This is a genomic window from Alkaliflexus imshenetskii DSM 15055 (assembly GCF_000517065.1).
Classification (GTDB): Bacteria; Bacteroidota; Bacteroidia; order Bacteroidales; family Marinilabiliaceae; genus Alkaliflexus; species Alkaliflexus imshenetskii.
The window spans coordinates 2,247,275-2,272,606 of record NZ_KI912105.1; the positions used below are offsets into that span (position 1 = coordinate 2,247,275).

At 43.3% G+C, this 25,332-nt stretch carries 17 protein-coding genes and 1 tRNA gene; 13 read left to right on the plus strand and 5 right to left on the minus strand.

The window, feature by feature from the left end; translation table 11 throughout:
* Window positions 1-4 precede the first annotated feature (4 nt).
* Entirely contained in the window at window positions 5-1,408 is a 1,404-nt protein-coding gene (locus ALKIM_RS0109410) for a NupC/NupG family nucleoside CNT transporter (protein ID WP_026474414.1), read from the plus strand.
* A 163-nt stretch (window positions 1,409-1,571) separates the two neighbouring features.
* The gene (locus ALKIM_RS0109415; protein ID WP_026474415.1) at window positions 1,572-3,134 is read left to right on the plus strand and encodes a carboxylesterase/lipase family protein; all 1,563 of its coding nucleotides are present in this window, start codon (window positions 1,572-1,574) and stop codon (window positions 3,132-3,134) included.
* 108 nt (window positions 3,135-3,242) lie between these two features.
* On the opposite strand, the gene trxA is transcribed toward ALKIM_RS0109415, so the two are convergent.
* A complete protein-coding gene (gene trxA, locus ALKIM_RS0109420) occupies window positions 3,243-3,560 on the minus strand; it encodes a thioredoxin (protein WP_026474416.1) in 318 nt (105 codons plus the stop codon).
* 154 nt (window positions 3,561-3,714) lie between these two features.
* A complete protein-coding gene (gene dnaE / locus ALKIM_RS0109425) occupies window positions 3,715-7,500 on the minus strand; it encodes a DNA polymerase III subunit alpha (RefSeq protein ID WP_026474417.1) in 3,786 nt (1,261 codons plus the stop codon).
* A 512-nt stretch (window positions 7,501-8,012) separates the two neighbouring features.
* Here dnaE and ALKIM_RS20005 point away from each other — a divergent pair.
* The 10 genes from ALKIM_RS20005 to ALKIM_RS0109475 all read left to right on the plus strand — a co-directional run bounded on the left by ALKIM_RS20005 (window position 8,013) and on the right by ALKIM_RS0109475 (window position 18,100).
* Window positions 8,013-8,228, plus strand: coding sequence for a hypothetical protein (locus tag ALKIM_RS20005; protein WP_026474418.1), 216 nt, complete (start codon window positions 8,013-8,015; stop codon window positions 8,226-8,228).
* A gap of 57 nt (window positions 8,229-8,285) precedes the next feature.
* Window positions 8,286-9,401 (plus strand): glycoside hydrolase family 26 protein, encoded by a 1,116-nt coding sequence (locus tag ALKIM_RS0109435; protein ID WP_026474419.1) that lies wholly within the window; start codon window positions 8,286-8,288, stop codon window positions 9,399-9,401.
* Between the two features lie 26 nt (window positions 9,402-9,427).
* Window positions 9,428-10,606 (plus strand): glycoside hydrolase family 130 protein, encoded by a 1,179-nt coding sequence (locus tag ALKIM_RS0109440; protein WP_026474420.1) that lies wholly within the window; start codon window positions 9,428-9,430, stop codon window positions 10,604-10,606.
* A 115-nt stretch (window positions 10,607-10,721) separates the two neighbouring features.
* On the plus strand, window positions 10,722-11,942 hold the full coding sequence (locus tag ALKIM_RS18175; RefSeq protein WP_044118250.1) for an AGE family epimerase/isomerase: 1,221 nt from the start codon (window positions 10,722-10,724) through the stop codon (window positions 11,940-11,942).
* Between the two features lie 97 nt (window positions 11,943-12,039).
* On the plus strand, window positions 12,040-13,440 hold the full coding sequence (locus ALKIM_RS0109450; protein WP_026474421.1) for an MFS transporter: 1,401 nt from the start codon (window positions 12,040-12,042) through the stop codon (window positions 13,438-13,440).
* 216 nt (window positions 13,441-13,656) lie between these two features.
* A tRNA-Val gene (locus ALKIM_RS0109455) sits at window positions 13,657-13,731 on the plus strand.
* Window positions 13,732-14,237: 506 nt separating this feature from the next.
* On the plus strand, window positions 14,238-14,597 hold the full coding sequence (locus ALKIM_RS0109460) for a carboxypeptidase-like regulatory domain-containing protein (protein WP_044117862.1): 360 nt from the start codon (window positions 14,238-14,240) through the stop codon (window positions 14,595-14,597).
* A gap of 230 nt (window positions 14,598-14,827) precedes the next feature.
* On the plus strand, window positions 14,828-15,286 hold the full coding sequence (locus ALKIM_RS0109465; protein ID WP_026474423.1) for a toxin-antitoxin system YwqK family antitoxin: 459 nt from the start codon (window positions 14,828-14,830) through the stop codon (window positions 15,284-15,286).
* A gap of 290 nt (window positions 15,287-15,576) precedes the next feature.
* Window positions 15,577-16,497: a DUF362 domain-containing protein gene (locus ALKIM_RS0109470; protein ID WP_026474424.1), complete on the plus strand. Its 921-nt coding sequence runs from the start codon at window positions 15,577-15,579 to the stop codon at window positions 16,495-16,497.
* A gap of 13 nt (window positions 16,498-16,510) precedes the next feature.
* On the plus strand, window positions 16,511-18,100 hold the full coding sequence (locus ALKIM_RS0109475; protein ID WP_026474425.1) for a 4Fe-4S binding protein: 1,590 nt from the start codon (window positions 16,511-16,513) through the stop codon (window positions 18,098-18,100).
* Between the two features lie 88 nt (window positions 18,101-18,188).
* On the opposite strand, the gene ALKIM_RS0109480 is transcribed toward ALKIM_RS0109475, so the two are convergent.
* The 3 genes from ALKIM_RS0109480 to ALKIM_RS0109490 form a co-directional block, all read right to left on the minus strand.
* Window positions 18,189-18,671, minus strand: coding sequence for a hypothetical protein (locus ALKIM_RS0109480; protein WP_026474426.1), 483 nt, complete (start codon window positions 18,669-18,671; stop codon window positions 18,189-18,191).
* Between the two features lie 103 nt (window positions 18,672-18,774).
* Entirely contained in the window at window positions 18,775-19,326 is a 552-nt protein-coding gene (locus tag ALKIM_RS0109485; RefSeq protein ID WP_026474427.1) for a hypothetical protein, read from the minus strand.
* A gap of 139 nt (window positions 19,327-19,465) precedes the next feature.
* A complete protein-coding gene (locus ALKIM_RS0109490) occupies window positions 19,466-21,280 on the minus strand; it encodes a hypothetical protein (protein WP_026474428.1) in 1,815 nt (604 codons plus the stop codon).
* A 905-nt stretch (window positions 21,281-22,185) separates the two neighbouring features.
* Between ALKIM_RS0109490 and ALKIM_RS0109495 the strand changes: the two genes are divergently transcribed.
* Entirely contained in the window at window positions 22,186-25,314 is a 3,129-nt protein-coding gene (locus ALKIM_RS0109495; RefSeq protein WP_026474429.1) for a SusC/RagA family TonB-linked outer membrane protein, read from the plus strand.
* The last annotated feature ends 18 nt before the right edge of the window (window positions 25,315-25,332 follow it).

The window sequence follows — 25,332 nt, forward strand, 5'->3', positions numbered from 1 at the left end:
CTTCATGAAAAAAATCGCCTCGCTCGCACTTCTGTTAATCTGTTTCACCTCCGTGTTATCGGCTCAGCCGATTCTTTTATCCAATGCACTTGTTCCGCAAAGTGCCGGTTTAACCCTTCACAGCATCTTCAGGGGTCTTATTGGTATGATTGCAATACTTGGACTGGCCTGGCTTTTTAGCACCAACCGTCGCGCCATTAATTGGCGCGTGGTAGCCACAGGCTTAGGAATACAGCTTGTTTTAGCACTGAGTATTCTCTATGTACCATTTGTTCAGTATATGTTTGACTTTGTGGGACGTGGGTTTGTTAAAATTCTTAGTTTTACCGAGGCTGGCACCGAGTTTCTCTTTAGCAGTTTTGCCACAGGAGAGATTGAATCGCCACTGCTCAACTTTGCCATATCCATTTTGCCTACCATAATTTTCTTTTCGGCCATTACCAGTGTGCTGTTTTATTTTGGCATCATTCAAAAGGTGGTATATTTTCTGGCTCTAGGGATGACAAAACTGATGCGGCTTTCAGGAGCTGAAAGTCTTTCGGTGGCAGGGAATATTTTTCTTGGGCAAACCGAATCTCCACTGATGATAAAGGCCTATCTCGAGAAAATGAACCGTTCAGAGATGCTTTTGGTTATGGCTGGGGGGATGGCTACACTCGCCGGCGGAGTGCTCGCTGTTTACATAAAAGTGCTTGGAGGGGGCGATCCGGTGCAGGAGTTGGTTTACGCCAAACACCTGCTGGCTGCATCCATTATGGCAGCGCCTGGTGTGGTGGTAATTGCAAAAATGCTACTACCTCAAACCGAAGCCATACAGAAAGAGGTGGAGGTAAGTCGTGACCGCATTGGGAAAAACATCCTTGATGCCATCTCTAACGGAACCACCGAAGGGGTGCGTTTGGCAGTGAATGTAGCAGGTATGCTTCTCGTATTCATCGCATTCATTGCCATGGTGAATTTTGTTTTTTTTAAGATGGGCGACTGGACCGGATTGAATCAGGTGATTGCCGATGCCACAAATGGCAGTTATTCAGGACTTACGCTTCAATTTATTTTAGGATATGCTTTTGCACCGCTTATGTGGTTGTTGGGCGTACATGCGCAAGATATGGATTTGGTTGGTCGTGTGCTCGGTGAGAAAATTATTATGACCGAATTTATCGGTTATGTAAGTTTGGGCGACATGAAACAGGCCGGTGTATTCTTTCAGGAGAAGTCTATCATTATGGCAACCTATATTCTATGCGGGTTTGCCAATTTTGCTTCCATTGGTATTCAAATTGGCGGCATAGGTGCGCTTGCACCTGCAAAACGTGTTCTCCTATCTCAACTCGGCATGAAAGCCCTGTTGGCCGGTACGCTGGCATCCTTATTATCGGCCACCATTGTGGGTATGATACTGGGTTAATTCTTTAATAGCGATTATACGTCCATTTTGCAGAATTGGTGCGGATTATGTTTTATTAAATGATGCTGCTACCGACATCAGCGCTGTTTGGCATACTCCTTTTTGAACTTACATATCAACAGCAATTCCGGATATATTATAAAACAATAAACAATAAACAATTATGAAACTCTTAACCAACCTAGCTTTTGTCACCTTGTCTGTAATTGGGTTATCCATTCTTGGGTGCAATCCAAAGGTCACTCAAAACCAGGAACCAATTGTCAAAACTACTCACGGCGTTATTTCCGGAAGTATCGACGACGGCATCTATACATTTAAAGGAGTTCCTTATGCGCAGGCTGAAAGATTTATGCCTCCTCAGAATCCCAATGCATGGGAAGGCATTCGTGAATGTGTCGCTTACGGTCCGGTTGCCAAACAAATAGTAAGTTGGATAGATGAGTCCCTCATGGACGAGAAGGAGTTATTTAGCCTAAATGTCTGGACGCCCGCATTGGCAGATGGCAAGAAGCGTCCTGTTATGCTTTGGTTACACGGCGGAGGGTTTCATGTTGGAAGCAGCAGCGATCCAATGACCGATGGCAAAGCATTGGCTCAAAAAGGTGATGTAGTAATGGTATCGGTTAATCATAGGTTAAATATACTTGGGTTTCTCGACCTGTCGGCATGTGGCTCCAAATATGAGCAATCGGCCAACGTGGGCATGCTCGACGTGGTTAAAGCTTTGGAGTGGGTCAGAAATAACATCGAACATTTTGGTGGTGATCCTGCCAATGTGACCATCTTTGGTGAATCCGGAGGTGGGGGAAAAGTGGGTACGCTGATGTGTATGCCAGCTGCAAACGGACTGTTTCACAAAGCCATCATTCAAAGCGGTACACTGATAAATGTGATGACTAAGGAGAAGTCAGCTGCATTGGGCTTGGCTGTGCTTGATGAGTTGGGTATTACCCCTGAAGAGGTTGAAAAACTCAATACCATCCCTTATCATGATTTGGTGAAGGCTGGAAACGAGGCTATATTTAAAATAAATGGACCACGCGCGCCCGGGTCGCCCACAATGTTTGGTTTTGCGCCATCTGCTGATGGAGAGGTTCTGTTGCAACAACCTTTCAGCCCGGGGTTTGCTTCCGTATCTAATGACATCCCGCTTATGATGGGAACAACTCTGAACGAATTGATGCCTACTGCTTATGCTGAAAAGGATTTAACTCTGGAACAGGCCAAAGCCCGGCTGGAGAAGATATATGGCGGTAAAACCGATACGTATATAGAATTATATGCAAATGCTTATCCTGACTTCACACCGCAGGATCTTCTCTCAATTGATACTGTTTTCAGACCATTTACCATTAGAACCGCCGATGCAAGAGTTGAAGAATCAAGTGCGCCATTTTATGTCTATTTCCTGGCATGGAAAAGTACAGTTGAGGAGTCAACAAAGGGTTCTTTTCATGGGTTGGATATACCATTGGCTTTTAACAATGTGGATTTGAAACCCGATTGGACGGGAACTTCCGATGCTGCCTATGAATTGGCAGATATCATGAGTTCTGCATGGTTAAATTTTGCTAAAACAGGCAATCCCAATGTAGAAGGCAGGTTGCCTGAATGGAAAACATATACCGTTGAGAATGGTGAAACCATGTATTTCGATAATGAGAACAGGCTGGTTTTTAATCATGACCGTGATTTGATGCACTTCATTAAGCCGTTAAACTAGTACGTCAGACTTTAGTTGGTGCGGCCGCTGAAATACCATTTGGCAAAGTGGCGAAATAAAAAAGCCGGAGCGTTAAAAACTCCGGCTTAATGTTTTGTGTGGCATCTGTTAGATGATTGAGTCAAGTTTTGAGGCCAGTATTGTTTTGGGTACTGCTCCTACCTGTTTGTCAACCACTTCACCTCCTTTAAAAAAGAGAATGGTTGGGATGTTACGGATACCATATTTCAGGGAAGTTTCCGGATTGCTGTCCACATCCATTTTGGTAACTACTGCTCTGTCTTTATAGTCGTCAGCCAGTTCAGCTACAATGGGTGCAACCATACGGCAGGGACCACACCATTCTGCCCAAAAATCTACAAGGACAGGTTTGTCGGATTTTAATACCAGTTCTTCAAAGCTGGAGTCTGTTACTTCAAGTGCCATAGTTTTTTACTTTATTAAATGCTATAATTAAATTGTTTGTGTTTGATATGGTTAACATTGGTGTTTTAAGCCCTCGCTGTTGCCATCGAACTCTGTTTTTTAAACAGATAAATGCGGCTCTTGTTCAAAGATAACCATTTTTAACCGAACATGCTTAACTAAGTTCCATGGAAATCTCAGGTCGTTCTTCAAAGAATCTCACCAAATCGCTCGTTAGGTTTACCATCACCGAACGCGACAGGAGTCTGACGCTTTGGCGTTCATTCTCGTCATCATAAACCTGAAAACGCAGCACCACTTTGCCTTGGTTTTCCATGGTAACAAGTGCCAACTCAGTTACTATCTCTTCTGTTAGAACCTGAAGCGGTATGCGCAGGGTTAGGTTTTTTACCTGATTGTCCAAGACTTCACCCAAAGGGCTGATTTTATATATTTTAGCATCCAGCTCGTCGGGCTTGAATTTGCGACCTTGCACCTTACCTTTTATCATAAGGTAGGCACCCATCTGCATATATTTTTCATAATCGAAAAAATCCTGACCAAAGAATGGAAACTCGAAAGATCCACTGTAATCTTCGAGAGTTAAAATTCCAAAGTCGCTGGCTTTCACTCTTGTTTTTCCTTGTCGCACTTTGGTTACCATACCACCCACCGTGAATTCCCGGTTGCGAAGAGAGTCCAGGTCGTTGAGTGCGCTCAACGGCAGGTTGCAGTAGTGCTTGAGCTCCAGCTTGTATTCATCGAGCGGGTGTGCCGAAAGGTACATGCCGATGAGTTCCTTTTCTTTTTCGAGCTTTTCGAGGGTTGAAAACTCAAGGCACTGCGGAGGCTCCGGTTTTTTCACCTCTACGGCCATCTCAACGGATCCAAATAGCGAGTTGTGATTAGAGGCCTTATCAGCCTGAAAGCGGTTGCCATACCGAATGATACGTTCAATGAAGGAGCCTTCTTCTCCGGCAATGGTTGCAAAATATTGGGCTCTGTGTATTTTGCCCAGATTGTCGAACGCTCCGGCAGCAGCCAATGCTTCTACGGCTTTTTTGTTGACCGACTGAAGGTTGATACGCTCCACAAAATCGTAGATGGATTTAAAAGGCCCGTTTTTCTTCCGTTCATTAATGATTTCGATAACCACACCTTCGCCAACACCTTTGATGGCTGCCATTCCAAAACGGAGTGCGCCTTGTTTGTTTACCGTAAATTTCAGAAAACTCTCATTCACATCAGGGCCAAGCACTTCAATGCCCATGCGTCGGCACTCCTCCATGAAGGTCGTAATCTTTGTGATATCGTTGAGGTTGCGACTCAACACGCCAGCCATAAACTCAGCCGGATAGTGTGCCTTAAGATATCCTGTTTGATAAGCCAGATTGGCGTAGCATACCGAGTGCGATTTGTTAAAAGCATAGGAGGCAAATGCTTCCCAGTCTTTCCAAATTTTTTCGATGAGGATTTCCGGTTTTTTATTCAGCTCTTCACAGCTTTTTATAAAGTCCGGATTTTTTTTACAGCCCTCCTCAAATTTACTTTTGAGTTTGGCCATCTGCTCAATCTGTTTTTTACCCATTGCTTTACGCAGGGTGTCGGATTCGCCCCTTGTGAAGCCTCCCAGATGGCGCGAAAGAAGCATCACCTGCTCCTGGAAAACCGTAATTCCGTAAGTCTCTTTCAGATACGACTCCATTAAGGGGTGGTCGTATATAATCTCCTCCCTTCCATGTTTACGGGCCACATAATTGGGGATATATTCCATTGGCCCGGGACGATATAGTGCGTTCATTGCCACCAGGTCTTCAAAACGGTTGGGCTGCAATTCACGCAGGTATTTTTTCATTCCAGCCGATTCAAACTGGAAGATGGCAGTGGTTTCACCGCGGCTAAAGAGTTGAAATGTTTTCTCGTCTTCGTATGAGATGGTGTCCAGATCAACTTTCTCATCTCTCGATATCTGAATTGCCTCCAATGTCTCTTTTATAATGGATAGGGTCTTCAGTCCCAGAAAGTCCATTTTTAAAAGACCGATGGATTCCACAAGGGTGCCTTCGTACTGAGTAACCAAAAGGCTGGCATCTTCACGTGGCGGCATCAAAGGGATATGCTCGTCGAGAGGATCACGACCAATGAGCACCCCACAGGCATGCACGCCTGTCTGACGTATCGACCCTTCCAGATCGCAGGCTAGTTCCAGTGTTTTCAGCAGTACTTCGTCACCGTTTTGGCGTCCGTTGGCAATCTCTTCGGCAAAGATGGATAGTATCTCGTAACGTGACGCATCCTTATCTTTTTGTGCCGAACGGGCTTCGGCAAGCTTTTTCTCAATATGGTTCAGAGCAGAATCGAGTGAGCCATTTTCTTTTTCCAGTTTGATGACTTCGGCATAGGCATTTGCCAGTTTGGTGCCAGGTTTTTCAGGTATTTTTTTCGAAATGCGATCAGTTTCGGAAAGTGGCAGCTTAAGAACCCTGCCCACATCTTTGATGGCCGATTTGGCAGCCATGGTACCAAGGGTGCAGATGTGCGCCACCTTGTCGTGCCCGTACTTGTTAGCTACCCAGTTGAGCACTTGTTGTCGGCCATCGTCGTCAAAGTCGATGTCAACGTCGGGCATCGATATACGATCCGGATTGAGGAATCGCTCAAACAGAAGGTCGTACTTTATGGGATCCACACTGGTTATACCAACACAATATGCCACTGCCGATCCGGCAGCGGAACCCCTGCCCGGACCTACAAGCACGCCCATTTCTCGGGCTGCGTTGATAAAGTCCTGCACAATAAGGAAGTATCCAGGAAAACCCATTGTTTTAACGGTGTTGAGCTCAAAGTCGAGCCGCTCACGCACATTATCGGGTATCGGATCTCCGTATCTCTTTTTGGCCCCGTCGTAAGCAAGGTACTCCAGATAGTCTGCCTCAAGTTTTACCCGGAGTAGATGTTCATAATCTCCGCCAAGTTTTTTGTAGCGCTCTTCACCAAACTCTTGCATCAGCTCTGCTTCAGAGAACTTTTCTTTGTACATATCCCACGTGGCAAACGTCTCTGGTATGGGAAATAGCGGCATAATGGGGGGTGAATCTATCTCATAGGCTTCAACTTTATCAGCTATCTCCTGTGTGTTTAGCAGGGCATCCGGAATGTCAGCAAAGAGGCGATTCATCTCTTCGGTAGTCTTAAACCACTCTTGGCGTGTATAGCGCATTCTTGAAGGGTCGTCCACATCTTTACCTGTGTTAAGGCAAATCATGATATCGTGGGCTTCGGCCATTTTTTCATCCGCAAAATGAACGTCGTTGGCAGCCACTACTTTAACGCCCAGCTCTTTGGACAGCTCAATCAGTTTTTCGTTTACTTTCATCTGTTGGCTGTAGATTTCCTCACGGCTGCGAGGGTCTTCGGCCGGGTGACGCTGCAGCTCAAGGTAATAGTCGTCGCCAAAAATACTTTTGTACCATAGCACCGCATCTTTTGCACCCTGAATGTCGCCATTCATTATTTTTCTGGGCACTTCCCCTCCCAGACAGGCCGATGTCACTATAAGTCCTTCGTGGTATTGGGCCAGCAAATTTTTATCTATACGTGGTCTGTAAAACAGACCCTGCACATTGGCAATTGACGTCAGTTTGAGCAGGTTTTTGTACCCTTTCTTGTTTTTTGCAAGCAATATAAGGTGACGACCTGAGCGGTCAAGTGTTTTATCACTTCTGTCGTGAATGGTACGTTCTGCCACGTATGCCTCAACGCCTACAATCGGTTTTACACCATTCTTTTTACAAGTGTCGAAAAACTCTTTGATGCCGAGCATGGTGCCGTGGTCAGTTAATGCAATGGCTTTCATACCGTCGGCAGCAGCCTTTTTAACAAGGGCGCTCACGCTGGCCTGGCCATCGAGAATAGAATATTGTGAGTGAACGTGTAGGTGTGTGAAGGGAATTAAAGACATAAGCCAAACTGTTTCAAAATTTCCACCGATGGGATAACTATTCTACAAATGTATAAAAAGGAACAGAGAGGTAACAGCAAAATGAATAGATTGGTTTAGGGTAAGTAATGTGAGCATTGTAAACCAGACAGATAATAATGCATTCTTATTTTCTCATTCAGTTCCCCGTAATAATGATGATATGAGGTTCGATTTTGGACAATATAGTATCTGAAAAAATGTAAAATCAAGTGTGATATTGGAAATCGGTATTATCTACTTTAACGATGTGGTAATTACGATGATTGGTTTAGGTGTTGAAAAACAGTGATTTATTGTTGATGCGTTTCTGGTCGCTCGTCTTACCTGTTTTTTCGCATCAGTCACGTTAAATATAAAATCTCATAAGGAAGTGATTGAATCGTATTTGTCTGTGAGGCTGATTGAATCTAATTTGCAACATGAAAATTGTTTTCGGAATATTCTCCGGACTATTTGTGTAACACCCTTATAATGAAGCAAAAAAATCTGATATGAAAAAGAGTCTGTTATTAGGTTTGGTATTTGTTTTGGGCTTTTGTAATGTTATGTCACAGAAGTTTGAAGGTATTGCACTAACCCCTCCAATGGGTTGGAACAGCTGGAACAAATTTCAGTGCGATATCAACGAGCATCTCATTCGCGAAATTGCTGATGCAATGGTATCCTCCGGAATGAGAAATGCCGAAGACTCCCCTTACTCCGGTTAAGTAAGTTTACCAGATGTTTCATCCAAAATAATAAACATAACATCAATCGATACAACTATGAAAATAGCATACATTATACTTTCGTTTTCTATACTCTTTTCTGCCGCATGTGCTCACAAGTCTGTTCAAGCGAAAGAGTCAGAAAAATCTTCTGCCGATGTGCTTTTTGAAAATCTTAAGGCCTTAGTTGGTAAAGCCACTCTTTTTGGGCACCAGGATGACCTGGCTTATGGCATTGGCTGGAAATACGTTGAAGGAGAATCTGATGTGAAACGCACTGCCGGAGACTATCCGGCTCTGTTTGGCTGGGAACTTGGTGGCATTGAACTTGGAAATCCGGTGAATTTGGATAGCGTCCCTTTTCATAAAATGAGAGAATTTGCCGTTTGGGTTCACCAAAATGGCGGTGTCAACACCTTTAGCTGGCATCCCTTTTCGGCAGTTGATGAGTCAAAAAGTTCGTGGGTAGTTGATGAGGTGGTTGTGCGTCACATTCTGCCCGGTGGTTCGCACCATGAGGTTTTTATCAGACATCTGGATAAGTTGGTAGGTTTCTTCAAAGAACTAAAAACTGATGATGACGAAATGGTACCGTTCATCTTCCGCCCCTGGCATGAGATGGATGGTGGCTGGTTTTGGTGGGGCGTGGATTTAACAACTCCGGAGGAGATGATTGCACTTTTTCGCTTCACCATTGAGTACATGCACGAAAGTGGCATCACCAACTTTTTGGTGGCCTACTCCCCCGACCGCCACTTTAACAATGAGGCAGAATACCTTACCTGGTATCCCGGCGACGATATGGTAGATGTGATTGGTGTGGACAATTATTACGATATGCGCAGTGGAGAGCAGGGTTTTCAGGATGCCATCCGCAAACTGGAAATTGTGACACGGTACGCCGAAAAAACCGGTAAAGTTGCTGCTTTTACCGAGACAGGTCTTGATCGTATCCCTGATGCAAATTGGTACACTTCGAAATTGGGAGCTGCCCTAAATGCCAACGAATGGACGCGCAAAATTGTCTATGCTATGGTATGGCGCAATCATGACCTGACTCACTTTTATGTGCCATATCCAGAACACCCTGCTGCCAACGATTTTCGTTCCTTTCTCAATCAAGACCATATATTGTTACTTAGCGACTGGAACAACTATTTGGGTAACAAATGATCAACACTTATAAACAGACAGATAAAATGCAACAAGATTTATTTACATCACGTTTTAACCGGATTAGGGCTGCTCATGAATCACTTTTGCTGCGACCCAACGAGGAACTTTTTAGCACAAACGGCATATATAGCAGGTTTAAGTATCCCATTCTTACCCGTGAGCACATACCGCTTCATTGGCGCTTCGATATGAATCCGGATTCCAACCCGCGTTTTATGGAGCGTATCGGCTTCAATGCTACATTTAACTCAGGAGCCATTAAGTGGAATGGTAAATATCTGCTGGCCGTGAGGGTAGAGGGCAACGACCGCAAATCGTTTTTTGCAATAGCTGAGAGTCCCAATGGAATAGATAATTTCCGGTTTTGGGACAGGCCAATTACACTGCCAGAGACTGACAAGCCGGACACCAATGTGTATGACATGCGTTTGACACGCCACGATGACGGGTTTATTTATGGCGTATTCTGTACCGAACGCAAAGATCCAAATGCCCCCGATGGCGACACCAGTAGCGCTGTAGCCGCTGCAGGCATAGCGCGAACAAAAGATTTAATCAATTGGGAGAGATTACCTGATTTGATTTCCACTACCGGACAACAGCGCAATGTGGTGTTGTTCCCTCATCTTATCGATGGAAAATATGCCTTTTATACCCGCCCGCAGGATGGTTTTATCGATACAGGCAAAGGTGGTGGTGTAGGCTTTGGATTGTCTGACTCAATCAACAATCCGGAGGTTAAAGAGGAGGTAATTGTGGATCCGAAAATTTACCATACCATTTTTGAAGTTAAAAATGGACTGGGACCTGCTCCCATCCGCACTGAAAAAGGGTGGTTGCAACTTGCGCATGGCGTGCGTAACACGGCTGCCGGACTGCGTTACACGCTCTATCTGTTTATGACCGACCTCGAGAAACCATGGATTGTCACACATAAACCCAACGGGCATTTCATTGCACCACTTCAGGAGGAGCGTGTGGGTGATGTTTCAAATGTGGTATTTTCAAACGGTTGGATCGAAGATGAAGACGGAAAGGTATTCATTTACTATGCCTCATCTGACACTCGAATGCATGTGGCCGTTTCAACCAAAGAGCAGTTGGTCGATTACTGCATCAATTCGCCTCAGGACAAGTTGCGCTCGGCTGCTTCGGTGCAAACCATCAATCAATTAATTGATAACAACAAGAAGTTTATGTAATCGTAAATCTGAAAGTCTCTCTTTAATAATGAATTGTAAGGGTGATCGTCTAAGGGTTGTTTTTGACTTTCATCGCAATGCAGATACTTTCTCAATTATAATTTTGAAGTCACAAATGGAGCAGTTGAAAAGTTTATACAGAGATGAGTTGATGGCCGAGTATGAGAACATCCTTCAGTTTTGGATGGATAAGACCATTGATGACGCGCATGGTGGTTTTTTCGGCGAGGTCGACAATTACGGAAACCCTTTGCCCGAGGCCGCTAAGGGCATAGTTCTCAATACACGTATCTTATGGACGTTTGCTTCGGCATACAATTTTCTGGGCAAAAATGCCTATCTCGAAGTTGCGCATCGTGCCTATCGGTATATAACAACGCATTTTTGGGATAAGGCGCACAAAGGACTTTTCTGGAGCGTGACACATAAAGGCGAGGTGCTTGACGGACGCAAGCAGATTTATGCCCAGGGCTTTGGTATTTACGGCTTCTCAGAGTATTTCCGTGCCACAGGAAACAGTGAAAGTCTAGATTATGCCATCCAACTTTTTGAACTGATTGAGCAACATAGTTACGATCAGCAATATGGCGGATATCTTGAAGCTCTCTCACAAAACTGGACACCTCTGAATGACATGCGCCTGAGTGCTAAGGATGCCAACGAGCCCAAATCGATGAACACGCATTTGCACATCATTGAACCTTATACAAATCTCTTCCGGGTATGGCCAAATGACAGGCTTCGTGATGCCATGCATAGGCTCGTACGTATTTTTTTGGATAGGATTATCAATCAGGACACTGCTCACTTCAACCTGTTTTTTGATATGGAGTGGCGCGTTAAGTCGTCTGTGATTTCTTATGGTCACGACATTGAAGGCGCATGGCTTTTATGTGAAGCGGCCGAGATGCTTAATGACAAGGGCTTGATTCAGGAAGTTGAATCAATAGCCGTGCGAATGACGGACGTAACGATTGCCGAAGGGCTTGCGCCTGACAGGTCGCTCTATTATGAGTTGGATGAGAAAACCGGGCATATTGATAAAGACAGGCACTGGTGGGTACAGGCCGAAGCGATGGTCGGGTTTGTCAATGCTTTTCAAATAACAGGTAACGATGCCTATTTGAAGCAGATGGATACGATGTGGAATTTCATAAAGGATAATCACATCGACCGAAAAAATGGTGAATGGTTTTTGCGTATCCACAACAATGGCTGCTCTTCCGAATCTGACCCAAAAGCTGGCTTCTGGAAATGTCCCTATCATAACAGCAGAGCTTTGATGGAAACATATATGAGGTTAAGTAAAGTGTCAACGGCAGTAGCTGTTAAGTAGCAAAATTTGCTATCAGCATAAAATGCTTTCATTAAATTAATTGTTTTAAACTATATACAAAAAGCTCAATTAGTTAACCAAATTTTAAATCTGTGAAATGATAACAACTAAAGTAAGCCTTCGCGAAAAAATTGGCTATGGATTTGGTGATGCCGCCTCCTCCATGTTTTGGAAAATTTTCACCTTCTATCTGGCTATATTTTATACAGATGTATTTGGAATTCCTGCCGCAGCAGCCGGAACCATGTTTTTGGTGACGCGTATTTGGGACACTGCCAACGACCCGATAATGGGAATCATTGGCGACCGTACCAATACACGCTGGGGTAAATTCCGTCCCTATTTGCTCTGGATTTCATTCCCTTTCGCGATAATTGGGGTCTTATTATTCACCACCCCAAACCTCGATCTCACAGGTAAGATTGTGTATGCTTATATATCATATACTTTAATGATGATGGCCTACACTGCCATCAACGTACCCTATGCAAGTTTGCTGGGTGTGATGACGGCAAACTCCAATGAGCGCACCAGTTTTGCATCTTACCGTATGATTTTTGCCTTTGCCGGTAGCTTGTTGGTTGTGGCAATTTTTCAACCGCTTGTGGATGTGTTTGGCAAAGCAGTGCCAACAACTACTGCTTACCAGCTTACCATGGTGGTTATAGGAACCATTGTGATTGGATTTTTCATGTTAACTTTTTCATGGACCCGAGAGCGTATTACCCCTCCGCGCGACCAGAAGAATAATTTGAAGGAAGATTTTAAGAATCTTATGGCCAATGGCCCCTGGTTTATCTTGCTTGGCGCCGGTGTAATGACACTCATTTTTAATTCGGTACGCGATGGCGTGGCAATTTATTATTTTAAGTATTATATCAGCGACGACATTGCACGTGAATCAGCAGTTATGTTGTCCAAAATGACCTTTGCTTACAGTACATTCTATCTTTTTTTGGGACAGGCTACAAACATGATTGGTGTAATAATGGCAAAACCGGTTTCGGCCATTATCGGAAAACGACGCACATTTATCTTTGCCATGTTTATAGCTGCGGTACTTAGCATGTTTTTTCTCTTCTTAACCCGTGACAGTTTATTCCTGGTATTTACCCTTCAGGCACTAATAAGCTTTTGTGCAGGTATCATTTTCCCATTACTTTGGTCTATGTATGCCGATACGGCTGACTTTTCTCAGTGGAAAACCGGACGTAGAGCCACCGGGCTGGTTTTTTCAGCATCCAGTATGTCGCAAAAGCTGGGGTGGACATTGGGAGGCTCTATTACCTTGTGGTTGTTGGCCATCTATGGTTTTCAGGCCAACGAGGTACAGTCTGCCGAAACCATCCGTGGCGTTAAATATATGATGAGTATCATTCCTGGCGTTGCCGCACTCCTTTCAGGTGTCTTTATGATTTTTTACAAACTTAGTGATGCAAAAATGACTAAGATCATCGAAGATCTGGACCAAATTCGTGAATCCGAAGGTGAGGCATAGCCGTCTGTTTGTTTTTCTTTTGGTTTTTTCGCTCTTTTTTTGAAAAAATGCTTTGGGTTTGTTAATTTTTGTCTATGTTTGCATGTGAAAGTCAACAGCCTTTCCCATAGAATCAGCTAATTTTATACAAAAAGGTCCTCCCCGGACCTTTTTGTTTTTTCCGCCCTTTGTATCAAGGGGTCCCAAAAAAAACGTTATTTTTGCGCTTACAAAAATGGGTTGTTAGCTCAGTTGGTTTAGAGCATTACCTTGACAGGGTAGGGGTCACTGGTTCGAATCCAGTACAACCCACACATTTTTTAAGTCTGAACATCTCTTTGTTTGGACTTTTTTGTTTGGCTATTTCACATCTTCCTTCTTCCGAAGTCATATCCAGCACCATATCACCTGATCTGGAAAAATGGATTCGCCGCTGTCAATTCTATCTCAATCGGCCAATATTACTTCCTTCTCAGTCACTGTTTAAATTTAGTTTAGTATAGCATGAAACAGACGCTAAGACTTTTAGTTGTTAGACAGATAGAGTAGTTGAGAAACATAATTAGATTAATCTTGTTTTCGGTTCTATCTTGTCTATCAGTCTAAGCATCTTATCCCGCATTGCGCGGGACTTCGCTTTGCTCCGTATCTAAATATCTTATAATCTTTAAAGCAGGTTTGATTCAATTGGTTAACATTTTATTAAAGAACGCATAACTACCGTTTAATACTCACTTAACATTCCTGCTCTACTTTTGCTCATGTAATTAATGCTTAAAAAGCACCCTGTTTTGATTAACTCATTAAAGTCTTAAAATATGAAAGCAAAAGCAACACTCCTTATGTTCCTGTTGATGGTTGGTATCTCAGTATACGCAACCGATGGACAACCTGCTGAACCTGCATCAGCACCAATGATTAACACATCATTGTCGGGTGTGGTAATGGATAAATGTACTGGTGAAGCACTTACAGGTGTTGAAATACGCGTAGATGGTACAGAACTAAGAGCCTATACCGATTTTGACGGTAAATTTGTGTTCGAAGGTCTTACTCCGGGTGAGTATAAAGTTTCTGCTAACCTTATTTCATATCGTAGCTCGCAAACCAATGCCATACGTATTAAAAACAACGAGCTACATGCATTAAATCTTGAATTGGAAACAGTGAACCAGTAGTTAGAATAGCTCTAAAAATCAGATAGAACCGTTGGCCAAGCATCGCCAACGGTTTTTTTGTTGCCCTGTGGTGAACGCAATTAATTGGAAAAGTCTAACCTCTGCGTTATATTTACGTATATGTAACCACACACAGGAATTGTTTCATTGGGAGGCTTTTTTGATATTACCTGATTTGCTGTTTCCCGGCAGCGTAATCAGGTGGATTGATAACCACAAAACTAAAAGCCATGAAAACGTTGCAATTCACACTCATTTTCTTCTTCTCTGTTATCGTGTTAAACGCTCAACTCCTTGAGAAAGAGGATGGCAGATATTACGACCACCGTAACAATCTTTATACAGGAACCTATATTGAATATTATCCATCCGGAACTGTTCGCATCGAAATGCAGGTGGTTAATGGTCTTAAGGAAGGCGTTACCACACTCTATTTTGAGAATGGGCGCAAGAAGGAAGTTCGTTCATTTAAGGACAACCAAATGGATGGCATCTGGACCACATGGAATGAAGACGGTGTTAAGATTGGGGAGGCATCGTACAAACTTGGTCTCAAGCACGGTCGCTGGGGAATATGGGACGAAAACGGTATCCACAGATACGACATGCATTACACAGATGGGAAGAAGACCGGTGTATGGACCATTCGCGATGCCAACGGAAAAGTAACCGAGCAAAAGGAGTTTTAGGTCTTTTTTATTGTTTGAGGATCTGGGCTGTGTTAACAATATATTAACACAGCCCTTTTTTTGTGCGCCAATGTTCATATCCGCCTTGAATAAGGCTTTTCAGCGTACTTTTTATTTAAACTGGCTTTAAATAGCAACACCCTGTTCTCAAGGCCGATTCTCTTTTCTTATCTTTAAAACAATCTCAATCAGCAAATAGCAGTTTTTATCTGCCAATTGATTTTTTTTTGATGTTTGTTGATGGAGCAATCGGAATTATGAGCCTAGGTTAAAGATTAAATCACACCATAATGAAAAGACGAGAATTTGTTACAAAAAGTATTGGCGTAGGTCTTGTTGGCGCATTAACGCCAGTGTTTGGAGGTCTTGACACCTTGGCGTCGCAGCCGGCTCCGGCAAGCGGCTCTTTTGACCTGGCTGCTGTACGTGGCGGTGAACCTGCCCAAATGTTTGATCAGGCTATGGAAGCACTGGGAGGTTTTAAGCAGTTTATTAAACCCGGACAGCGGGTGCTTATCAAACCCAATATAGGTTGGGATGCAGGGCCTGAACGCGCTGCCAATACCAATCCCGATTTGGTAGGCCACATGGTTAAGGCTTCATTTGAGGCTGGTGCCTCCGATGTATTTGTGTTTGACCATACCTGCGACCAGTGGGATCGATGCTACAGAAACAGCCTCATCGAAGCTGCAGTACGAAACAATGGAGGTACCATTGTTCCCGGTAACAACGAACGTAATTACCGTGAAGTTTCCATACCGGGTGCCCGCATCTTAAAAACAACCAAAGTACACGAACTCCTTCTTAGCACCGATGTGTTTATTAATGTGCCGGTATTGAAACACCACAGCTCAACTACGGTATCTCTGGCCATTAAAAATCTCATGGGCGTAGTATGGGATAGGCGGTTTTATCATGGAAACAATCTGAATCAATGTATTGCTGATTTCCTTGCCTATCGCAAGCCGGATCTAAATATCATAGATGGATACCGCATGATGACGCGAAATGGACCACGTGGCGTATCGGTGGCCGATGTGGCTGACCTGAAGGCTTTGGTAGCCGGTCGTGACATTGTAGCGGTGGATGCAGCAGCCACTCTCATGTTTGGCGCACAGCCGGGCGATATAGGGCATTTACGCCTTGCCGAGGAGATGGGATTTGGAACCTTGAATCTGGAAAGTCTTTCTATTAAACGAATCAGAATATAAGACTCAATAAATAATGACGCTTTTTGCTACGCTAAAAAAAGCCAGGGTCACGCTCGGAATCATCTTTTTCCTGCTCACTTTGGCTCTCTTCATCGATCTGTACGAGAAATTCCTTCCCCAACGTTTTGGGCAAATACTCTATTTACAGTTCGTTCCTTCCGTGTTGCAGTTTATTCAGACATTTTCGCTGGTTACTGCCGGGGGCTTTATTTTTGTTCTACTATTAACTCTGCTTGTTGGGCGTCTGTATTGCTCTACAATTTGCCCATTGGGAATTTTGCAGGATATTGTTACATGGATATCCAAGAAAGTCTCCCGGAAGAGGATTTTTCATAAGTACAAAAAGGCACATCCCATTTGGCGATACTCGTTTCTTGGAGTGATGGTGGTTGCAATGGTGGGCGGCTTTGGTTTTGTGGTTGCCTGGCTTGATCCATACAGCATTGCCGGTCGGTTTTTTAGCTATTTAGCCGAACCTGTAGTCACGGCAGTTAACAATGCTGCTGCTACCTATCTGCAAGGGAAAGAAACATACGTTCTTCATCATGTGCCACTTTATCATGTGTCTTGGATTCCCTTATCAATTACCATTTCGCTATTTGTTTTTATTGTTGCACTGGCATGGCAGCATGGACGTTTTTTTTGCAATGTGATTTGCCCCGTTGGAACATTTCTTGGGCTTACTTCACAGGTATCATTGTTAAAAGTAAAGTTCAACACTGCCAATTGCACCAAATGTGGCAAGTGTGCCGCAGTATGTAAAAGTGAGTGCATCAGTATAAAGCATCAATCTGTTGATGTCTCTAGATGTGTAGCATGTTTTAATTGTTTGCAGGTGTGCCCCGACGCGGCCCTCGATTTGGGAAGCATTAAGCCGGCAGTTCGCCCGGTAAATGAGCTTCAGGAGCGCGCTAAAGCTGATGGAAGCAACCGACGCAAGATGATTGTCACCGGAGTCGCTTTATTGGCAGGTACGCGTGTATATGCCCTGAAGAAGAACAAAATGGGCGAAAACAAACAGAATCTGACATTGAATAAGCGCGACTTCTTTCCATCTCCTCCAGGTTCGGGAAGTGTGCGACGTTTCAATAACCTATGTACAGCCTGTTCGTTATGCGTATCGGCATGTCCAACACATGTACTTCAACCATCTATCACACAGTATGGGCTGGCCGGTTTTATGCAACCATTTATGGATTATGAAACAAGCTATTGTAATTTTGATTGTCATAAATGTGCGGATGTGTGCCCAACAGGCGCCATTCTGCCGCTGCCAATAGAGGAGAAGCAGCAAACCCAGCTGGGTAAAGCAGTCTTTTTGCTCGAGAATTGTGTGGTTCATACCGATGGCACCGATTGTGGTGCATGCTCGGAGCACTGTCCCACCAAAGCTGTGGACATGGTGCCCTACCGCGATGGTCTTTTGATACCGGAGGTTAATCAGGATATTTGTATTGGTTGTGGAGCCTGTGAATATCCCTGCCCTGTGTTGCCGCCTTTCCGAGCCATTTATGTGAACGGAAACGGAGTGCATAAACTTGCCGATAAACCTGAAATTGGTGATCAGGTTGAGGTCGGTTTTGATGATGATTTCCCGTTCTAATCTTTGTTAACCAATATGTTGTAAAAAGAATGAACCGCTCTGACACCATTTTCAGAAGCGGTTCGTTTTTTATATTCAATTGCAGAATTTATGGTTTTCTTGATTCTGTTGATCTTTTTTTCAGCTTGCCTCCAAGTACGATACCTGCAGCTACCAGTACAAGATTCTTAATGATGTATTGCCCTTCAAGTGTTGGGGCATAGGGTATGCGGGTAAATACTTCGTTGGGAAAGAGAAATACCGGCGCAAATGTGCCTGCCATTTGCAGGAATAACAATAGCAGTGTTTCTCTCATGAACTTCCCGGTTATCAGCCCTATGCCAATCAATACTTCCCAGAACGCCAATCCATTGATGATGAATACATCGGGGATAAGCTCAAAAGTCATTAAGGTGATGGTACGTGTTGCCAGTTCCTGCGCCGGGCTTAAACCGGGTATAAATTTCAAGAACCCAAACCAAAAAAATATTATCCCAATGGATATACGCAGTAGCAAATATCCATTTCGCGACATCCAGCCTGTTACTATCGGGTCTACCTTATGAAACCATTCGCCTCTGAATATGCTCATATCTTTAAATGTTATTGGTTTATTAGAGAAACGCCAAAAACATGATATGGTTCATATATGAAGAAAATTTTCTGTATTTTTAATAAATGGTTGTCCCTTCCGTTTAGTCAGCAATATATACCCATTCATTAATGTTTGGGTCATATTGGGTTCGGGCATCAGGCCATTCAATATACGCTTTGTTGCCTTGAAATTTATCTATTTGGCCGGTCGCAATCATTTCACTAAACAGTTCAAGCCCTTTGGTTTTAAGCTCCTTTTCAGGAAGAATTGGCGTGTTAAACACTTCCATGAAGTTGGTTAGGCGGGCATCGCCCTCTTTTTCAAACCAACCACCTACACCGCGTTTTACATGTCCTTCATGATTCCTGGCAGGACGCAGAATGTAATAATAATGACGATCTCCATCGTTATGATAGTAAATTAGTTCAAATCTTTTGGCGAGATTCTCAAAATGTAACCTGTGCTCCGGATTGAATCGGTCCTCGCGCAAAACACCCCGCGGTCTTTTGCCCAGAAACGTGGCGAGTTCAGTCATGATTGAATCGCTTGATTCATGAGCCATCAAAACCGATGGACTATACTGGTTTGTGTTGCAGGCTGTAAATGAAATGGTTAATAGAATAATGAGTATATAGCCAGATAATTGTTTCATGTGTTTTGTGGTTACATTCAAAATGTGATTGCCTATAATGAAAGGGCGGGGATTAAAGTAAATATCAGCCACAGCGCTCTGCAGCAGAGTCTGTGGCTGATGTATTATAGATTATATCTGTAAATACAGGCTGATATCATTAGTAATATACAACGGTTCCAGGAAGGAATTCAGTCCAACCTTGTGTCCAGTCATCAGCACCAAAAGCACCAATAAAATCTACTTGTTCAAACATGTTTTTTTCCGGTACATTGTCCCATTTGGCATAATCCAAAAGCATTGAGCCAGCGTTGGGAGTCATTTTGGGGTTTGCAGTCAAATCAAAAATGGTTGGGTCGATACCGGCAAGTGTCCAGGATGAAAGTCTTTTGTTATTGTATGCAGGTGTTTCAAACCAGCTCACAATATTGAAGCCTTCTGTGGCACTTTGCTTGAGCGAGATACCTCTGGGGGCATTCGGGTGTTGCGTATTGTTTCCAAAAGGCAGTCCTTCTACTGTCCCTTCTGCCGCTGCTAAAGCCGAACCGTATCCATTTCCACCCCATCCTTCAACGCCAGCAATAATGGTGTTGCGAATACGGAGCTCATCCGCTAATGCGTAACCGCTTGTATTTCCGCGTGAGTCATCAATAAAGATGCCTTCGGGATAGCCGGTCATAAATGAGTTGTAAATTTTAAGTTTGTTGGCACGACGCAGGTGAGCAGCGTGTTGAAACTGAAGGTTGATAGGCGTTTCACGAGTCTTTTTAGGGCCAATGATGGTTACGTTGGCAAAAGCAGCTGAGGTAAATGGTGTAGATGCTGAGCCTGAACCGTTGTTATCTACTTCAAATCCGTTAGAACCTGACTGGTCGGCAAGGGCTGCATCACGGATACCGATTGCGAACTGCACATGGCCGCTAAAGCCAAAGTCCACATCAAAATCGTCATCAAGACCACGGTAGGCTACCAGATACTTAGCGTTTGCGCTTCCGCCAAACCACTCAAAAGCATCGTCCAAACCGTAAGAACACTGAATGTATTCAAATTTAGTTCCCAAGCCCACGCTACCCATTGTAAGGGAGTTCACCTCTTCATTTGGGTTGATGGGTACACCAGCGTACTCTATACGTACAAAGCGCATGCTGCCTGAGCTGTGTGCAGCATCGTCAAGGGCTACGCTACCACCGTGGTAAGCACCATAGTTACCTTCCATCTCAATGTTTGCACCTTGGTTATTCACAGTTTCTCCGCAAATTACTACACCACCCCAGTCACCTGGCAGGCGCTGTCCAATCGGCATTTCAGATGTAAAAATGATGGGATTCTCACGTGTTCCTTCAGCAACAATTTTAGCACCGCGCTGCACAATTAGTACCGCTTTTGACTCTTTGTCACCAATAATAAGCGTACCTGGCTGAATCGTCAATACGTTGGTTCCTCTGTTGATGGTATGTGTGCCGTCCTGATTACGTACATCGCGACCAATGCGCACATAACCATGTAGATGGTAAATGGTGTCTGAATACCAGGTTATTTGACCAAGGTAGTTTCCTGGCTGCACAACTCTGATCGGTTTTGCAGTTACATTCACCGAAAATACCGGAGAAGTGGCCGAAACACGATCTTTATTGTCCACAACCTGGAATGTGAAGTTGATGGCAGCACCTAAAGTTTCAGATATGGTATATTCAAATAAATAGCTGCCTGATTTCTGACCATTTAAAGCCTCTGTTTTGTAAACCAATCCATTTTTAAGGATCACGAGTTCTTTGGCTCCTTCAGATGCATCAAAGGATACAGTGGTGGAGACAGTATTGGATGTAGCGTTTTGAGCTGTCTCGTTCGAAATGTTTAGCGATGGTAAAGCACCAAGCTCATCATCATCATCACAGGCTGTAAAAACTAAGCCTGTGCCAACAAGCATCAGTGATGCGAAAAGGAGTTTTCTCCAAAATTGACTCTTTGTTTTCATTTTTTTAAGTTTTGTATTTGTATCAATTCTATGTGTAAGCACTTTTTGGGTTTATAACCATGCGGCTGTAAGTGGAGGAAAGACCAAAATGTTTGTGTGAAGTAAGCCTTGATTCCACGGAAGCAAAAGTATGGTGTCTGCTTTAACCAGGCGTTAATACCGTGTGGTCTAATTGTAATCTTTTTGTAAAGCGATTGTTAAGACGTTAAGTTAATGTTTGTTGAATTTGTGAAGTATTCTGTTCTGGTATGAAAAAGTATTCTATTCTGTTTTGATATTTTTTTGTTAACCACAGGGGTTTGATAATAAATAAATTAAGTGTGCCGATTGTCCTTTATCTATCCTGTTTGTAGAAAAATTACATGTTAAATATTTGCTTTGTGACTAAAAATCCCTTAAAATTGTATCGTAATGTTAACGCAGTTGCTTCGGCTCTCTGAGAATTATCATTTTTGATTATGATAAAATTATTATAAGATTTGACAAGCATATTTCCGAATGCATTGATTATATGATAGTATAAGGCAGTTGTATGGCATGTAACAAAAGAAAGTATTCACATAATGGATTTATTGTATTATGTGTTTTTTTTGAAATCGACCTTAATTGTTAATCCAAGTTAAAAATGTAGAATTTGTTTGAATGTTATGAAGTAGGTATCGGATTGTTTAGCGAATTATCAAATTTTCCATTTTACGTATGTCATGATGTTTTATTAAAATTTTAGGCTTGATGATAATGAATTTTTCTCTCCCCACGCTTTTGCGTTCTCTGTCAGTAGCTATTGATGATTATGGATTTATAAAGGTGTGCAGCTTTGTAGGTCATGGTTGTCAGTAGACTGAGTATTTTTTTAAGCAACATCTTAATGTTTAATTAATTAGAACTAACTCAAACAACAAACTATGAAAAGAAGAAATCTGATTTTGATTTTTTGCTTGTTATTTAGCTACATTACGTATGCACAGCAACGTGTAACTGGTGTGGTTAACGACACTCAAAACATTCCTATCCCGGGTGTAACAGTCCTGGAAAAAGGAACTACTAATGGTACAATTACCGCCGCTAATGGTAGTTTCGCCCTTGAAGTGGCCGGTTCCAATTCGGTTCTGGTTTTCTCATTTATTGGTTTGGAAACTCAGGAAATGCTTGTTGGTAGCCAAACTAACATCGTAGTTTCTATGCGAGATGCTTTCTCCGATTTGGATGAAGTGGTGGTTGTAGGTTACGGTGTGCAGAAGAAAAGATTAACCACAGGTGCCAACATCAACGTGGGTACTGATGATCTGCTTCGCCAAAATAGTACTGAAGCACTTGATGCTATCCAAAGTCAGGCTGCCGGTGTAAACATTGTTCAGAATTCTGGTATGCCAGGTGAAGGTTTCAAAGTTAACATTCGTGGGCTTGGTACCATCGGTAATTCAGAACCTCTATATGTAATTGATGGTGTAGCCGGAGGAAATATCAATAATCTTAACCCTGCCGATATTCAGTCTATTGATATTTTGAAGGATGCTGCTTCTGCTGCTATTTACGGTTCTCGTGCTGCCAACGGTGTAATTCTTGTTACAACCAGACAAGGACAACGTGGCGCCATGCGCGTATCTTATGATGGATACTATGGCGTACAACAAATCGAGAATTTGGCTCAGACGCTGGATGCCAAACAGTTTATGGAGATTTACAACGAAGAGCGTGTGGTATCAGGACGTGCTCCTATAGATTTTGCCGCTGCAATACCTGCTCTTTATCAGCGCATACAAAGTGGCGCATGGAATGGAACCAACTGGATGGAAGAAGCTTATAATAAAAATGCACCCATTCAGAACCACGCAATTAATCTTGCTGGGGGCTCAGACCAATCAACCTTTTCAATGGGTTTCTCTTACTCATCTCAGGAAGGTGTTTTTGGTAAGCCGGTTGAACCACATTACGACCGTTATACTGCACGTATCAATAGCGACCATGTGATTTATGAAAACAATGGCCTTGATATCGTTAAGTTTGGCCAAACGTTTAACTATGGGTATACCGAAAGATCTGGTATTGCCATTGGGGGTATGTACTGGAACGACATCAGAAACATGCTTGTAGGTAACCCTTTGGTACCTATGTACAATGCCGCCGGAGAATATTATGCCAATGCTGATCTTCAGGCTTCCGGCTTGGCTGGTCTGTCATCAAGGATTTATAACCCCATAGCTCAAATGCACCTGAACAGAGGTATGAACGAATCCAGAAACTACAATATCAATAGTAGTGCATACCTTGAAATTCAGCCCATTCGTGATTTGGTATTCAGAAGCCAATATGGTTACAGATACAATGGCAACACCTATCGCAGTTATCAGCCTGCCTATAATCTTGCAGGTGACGTTTCTCTGAGCCCAGGCCGAATCCAACAGTCATCCGGAAATGGACACAACTGGACATTTGAAAACACGCTTAACTATCGCTTCAGATCTGGTTATAACTCTTTCGACTTCCTTGTGGGACAGTCTCTTGAGAAATGGGGTCTTGGAACGGATATGAGTGCCACCAACGCAAATCCAACCTTTATAGGTTTTGAGCATGCATTCCTTAACAACACCGATGGTTTGACTACTGGTGTAACCAGTATTTCAGGTGGTCCGCTTAGTAGAGGTCAGCTTGCATCATTCTTCGGAAGGATGAACTATGACTACAATGAGAAATATCTGTTGGCTTTGGTAATGCGTGCGGACGGTTCCTCAAATTTTGCAAGAGGAAATCGTTGGGGTTACTTCCCATCAGTTTCTGCTGGTTGGGTGATGACTGAAGAGGCATTTATGCAAGACAACAATGTTGTGGACTTTTTGAAATTAAGAGTTAGCTGGGGACAGAATGGTAACTCTACAATTGATCCATTCCAGTATCTGGCGCTTATTGGATTTAACCCACAGCACAACTATCGTTTTGGATCAGACAGAAGTGTTATGCAGCTTGGAGGTTACCCCGCTATTCTGCCTAACCCTGACGTAGCTTGGGAAACTTCTGAGCAGCTTAACATTGGTGTAGATGCTTATTTCCTGAGATCACGCTTCCAGATGGCTTTCGACTACTATAAGAAAACAACCAAGGACTGGTTGGTTCGTCAGCCTATGCCAGCACTCTTTGGAGCTGAGGCACCATTTTACAACGGTGGTGATGTTGAAAACTCCGGAGTTGAGTTGGCAGTTCGTTGGAACGACCGCGTAGGTGATTTTACGTATGGTGCTCAATTTAACATCGCCAAAAATAAGAACGAGGTAACAAGACTTGGTAATGCTACCGGATTTATTCAAAGTGAAGCCAATAGAATTTCTCAGGGAACCGATCCTGTTTGGCGTGTTCAAACTGGTTACCCAGTAGGCTATTTCTATGGTTACAAAACTGCGGGTATTTTCCAGAATCAGCAGCAAATCAATAGCTGGCAGGGAGGTTTTCTGCAAGCAAATCCACAACCTGGTGACGTGATTTTTGTAGATACCAATGGTGATGGTGAAGTAACTCCGGATGATAAAACCATGATTGGTAACCCACATCCCGATTTCACTATTGGTTTTGGTCTCAACTTTGCTTACAAAGGGTTTGACTTTGCTATGGCAGGACATGGTGCTTTTGGCCATCAGATTATGCAGTCGTACCGCTCGTTTGGCGACAATGAGTTCCATAACTATACCACCGATATTTACAAACGTTGGCATGGTGAAGGTACCTCGAACAAGTTACCACGTCTAACAGCCGGTAATACTACCAACAGACTTAATATTTCAGAGATTTATGTTGAAGATGGGGATTTTGTTAAAATTTCGAATGTAACCCTTGGTTATGATTTCAAACGGGTTATGCCAAATCTTCCACTCGGACAAGCCAGATTGTACGTGGCAGCTCGTAATTTGGTAACATTTACCAATTACTCGGGAATGGATCCAGAAGTTGGTTATGGTGACGATCAGCCATTCGTTCGCGGTATCGATTTGGGTTTCTACCCTGCCCCACGCACATACATGGTAGGTGTTAATCTGAAGTTTTAAAACCTTTAATCTTAGGAC

Coding starts and splice junctions, on each gene's coding strand:
- ALKIM_RS0109410 (WP_026474414.1), top strand. CDS start 5: ATGAAAAAAATCGCCTCGCTCGCACTTCTGTTAATCTGTTTCACCTCC.
- ALKIM_RS0109415 (WP_026474415.1), top strand. CDS start 1,572: ATGAAACTCTTAACCAACCTAGCTTTTGTCACCTTGTCTGTAATTGGG.
- trxA (WP_026474416.1), bottom strand. CDS start 3,560: ATGGCACTTGAAGTAACAGACTCCAGCTTTGAAGAACTGGTATTAAAA.
- dnaE (WP_026474417.1), bottom strand. CDS start 7,500: ATGTCTTTAATTCCCTTCACACACCTACACGTTCACTCACAATATTCT.
- ALKIM_RS20005 (WP_026474418.1), top strand. CDS start 8,013: ATGAAAAAGAGTCTGTTATTAGGTTTGGTATTTGTTTTGGGCTTTTGT.
- ALKIM_RS0109435 (WP_026474419.1), top strand. CDS start 8,286: ATGAAAATAGCATACATTATACTTTCGTTTTCTATACTCTTTTCTGCC.
- ALKIM_RS0109440 (WP_026474420.1), top strand. CDS start 9,428: ATGCAACAAGATTTATTTACATCACGTTTTAACCGGATTAGGGCTGCT.
- ALKIM_RS18175 (WP_044118250.1), top strand. CDS start 10,722: ATGGAGCAGTTGAAAAGTTTATACAGAGATGAGTTGATGGCCGAGTAT.
- ALKIM_RS0109450 (WP_026474421.1), top strand. CDS start 12,040: ATGATAACAACTAAAGTAAGCCTTCGCGAAAAAATTGGCTATGGATTT.
- ALKIM_RS0109460 (WP_044117862.1), top strand. CDS start 14,238: ATGAAAGCAAAAGCAACACTCCTTATGTTCCTGTTGATGGTTGGTATC.
- ALKIM_RS0109465 (WP_026474423.1), top strand. CDS start 14,828: ATGAAAACGTTGCAATTCACACTCATTTTCTTCTTCTCTGTTATCGTG.
- ALKIM_RS0109470 (WP_026474424.1), top strand. CDS start 15,577: ATGAAAAGACGAGAATTTGTTACAAAAAGTATTGGCGTAGGTCTTGTT.
- ALKIM_RS0109475 (WP_026474425.1), top strand. CDS start 16,511: ATGACGCTTTTTGCTACGCTAAAAAAAGCCAGGGTCACGCTCGGAATC.
- ALKIM_RS0109480 (WP_026474426.1), bottom strand. CDS start 18,671: ATGAGCATATTCAGAGGCGAATGGTTTCATAAGGTAGACCCGATAGTA.
- ALKIM_RS0109485 (WP_026474427.1), bottom strand. CDS start 19,326: ATGAAACAATTATCTGGCTATATACTCATTATTCTATTAACCATTTCA.
- ALKIM_RS0109490 (WP_026474428.1), bottom strand. CDS start 21,280: ATGAAAACAAAGAGTCAATTTTGGAGAAAACTCCTTTTCGCATCACTG.
- ALKIM_RS0109495 (WP_026474429.1), top strand. CDS start 22,186: ATGAAAAGAAGAAATCTGATTTTGATTTTTTGCTTGTTATTTAGCTAC.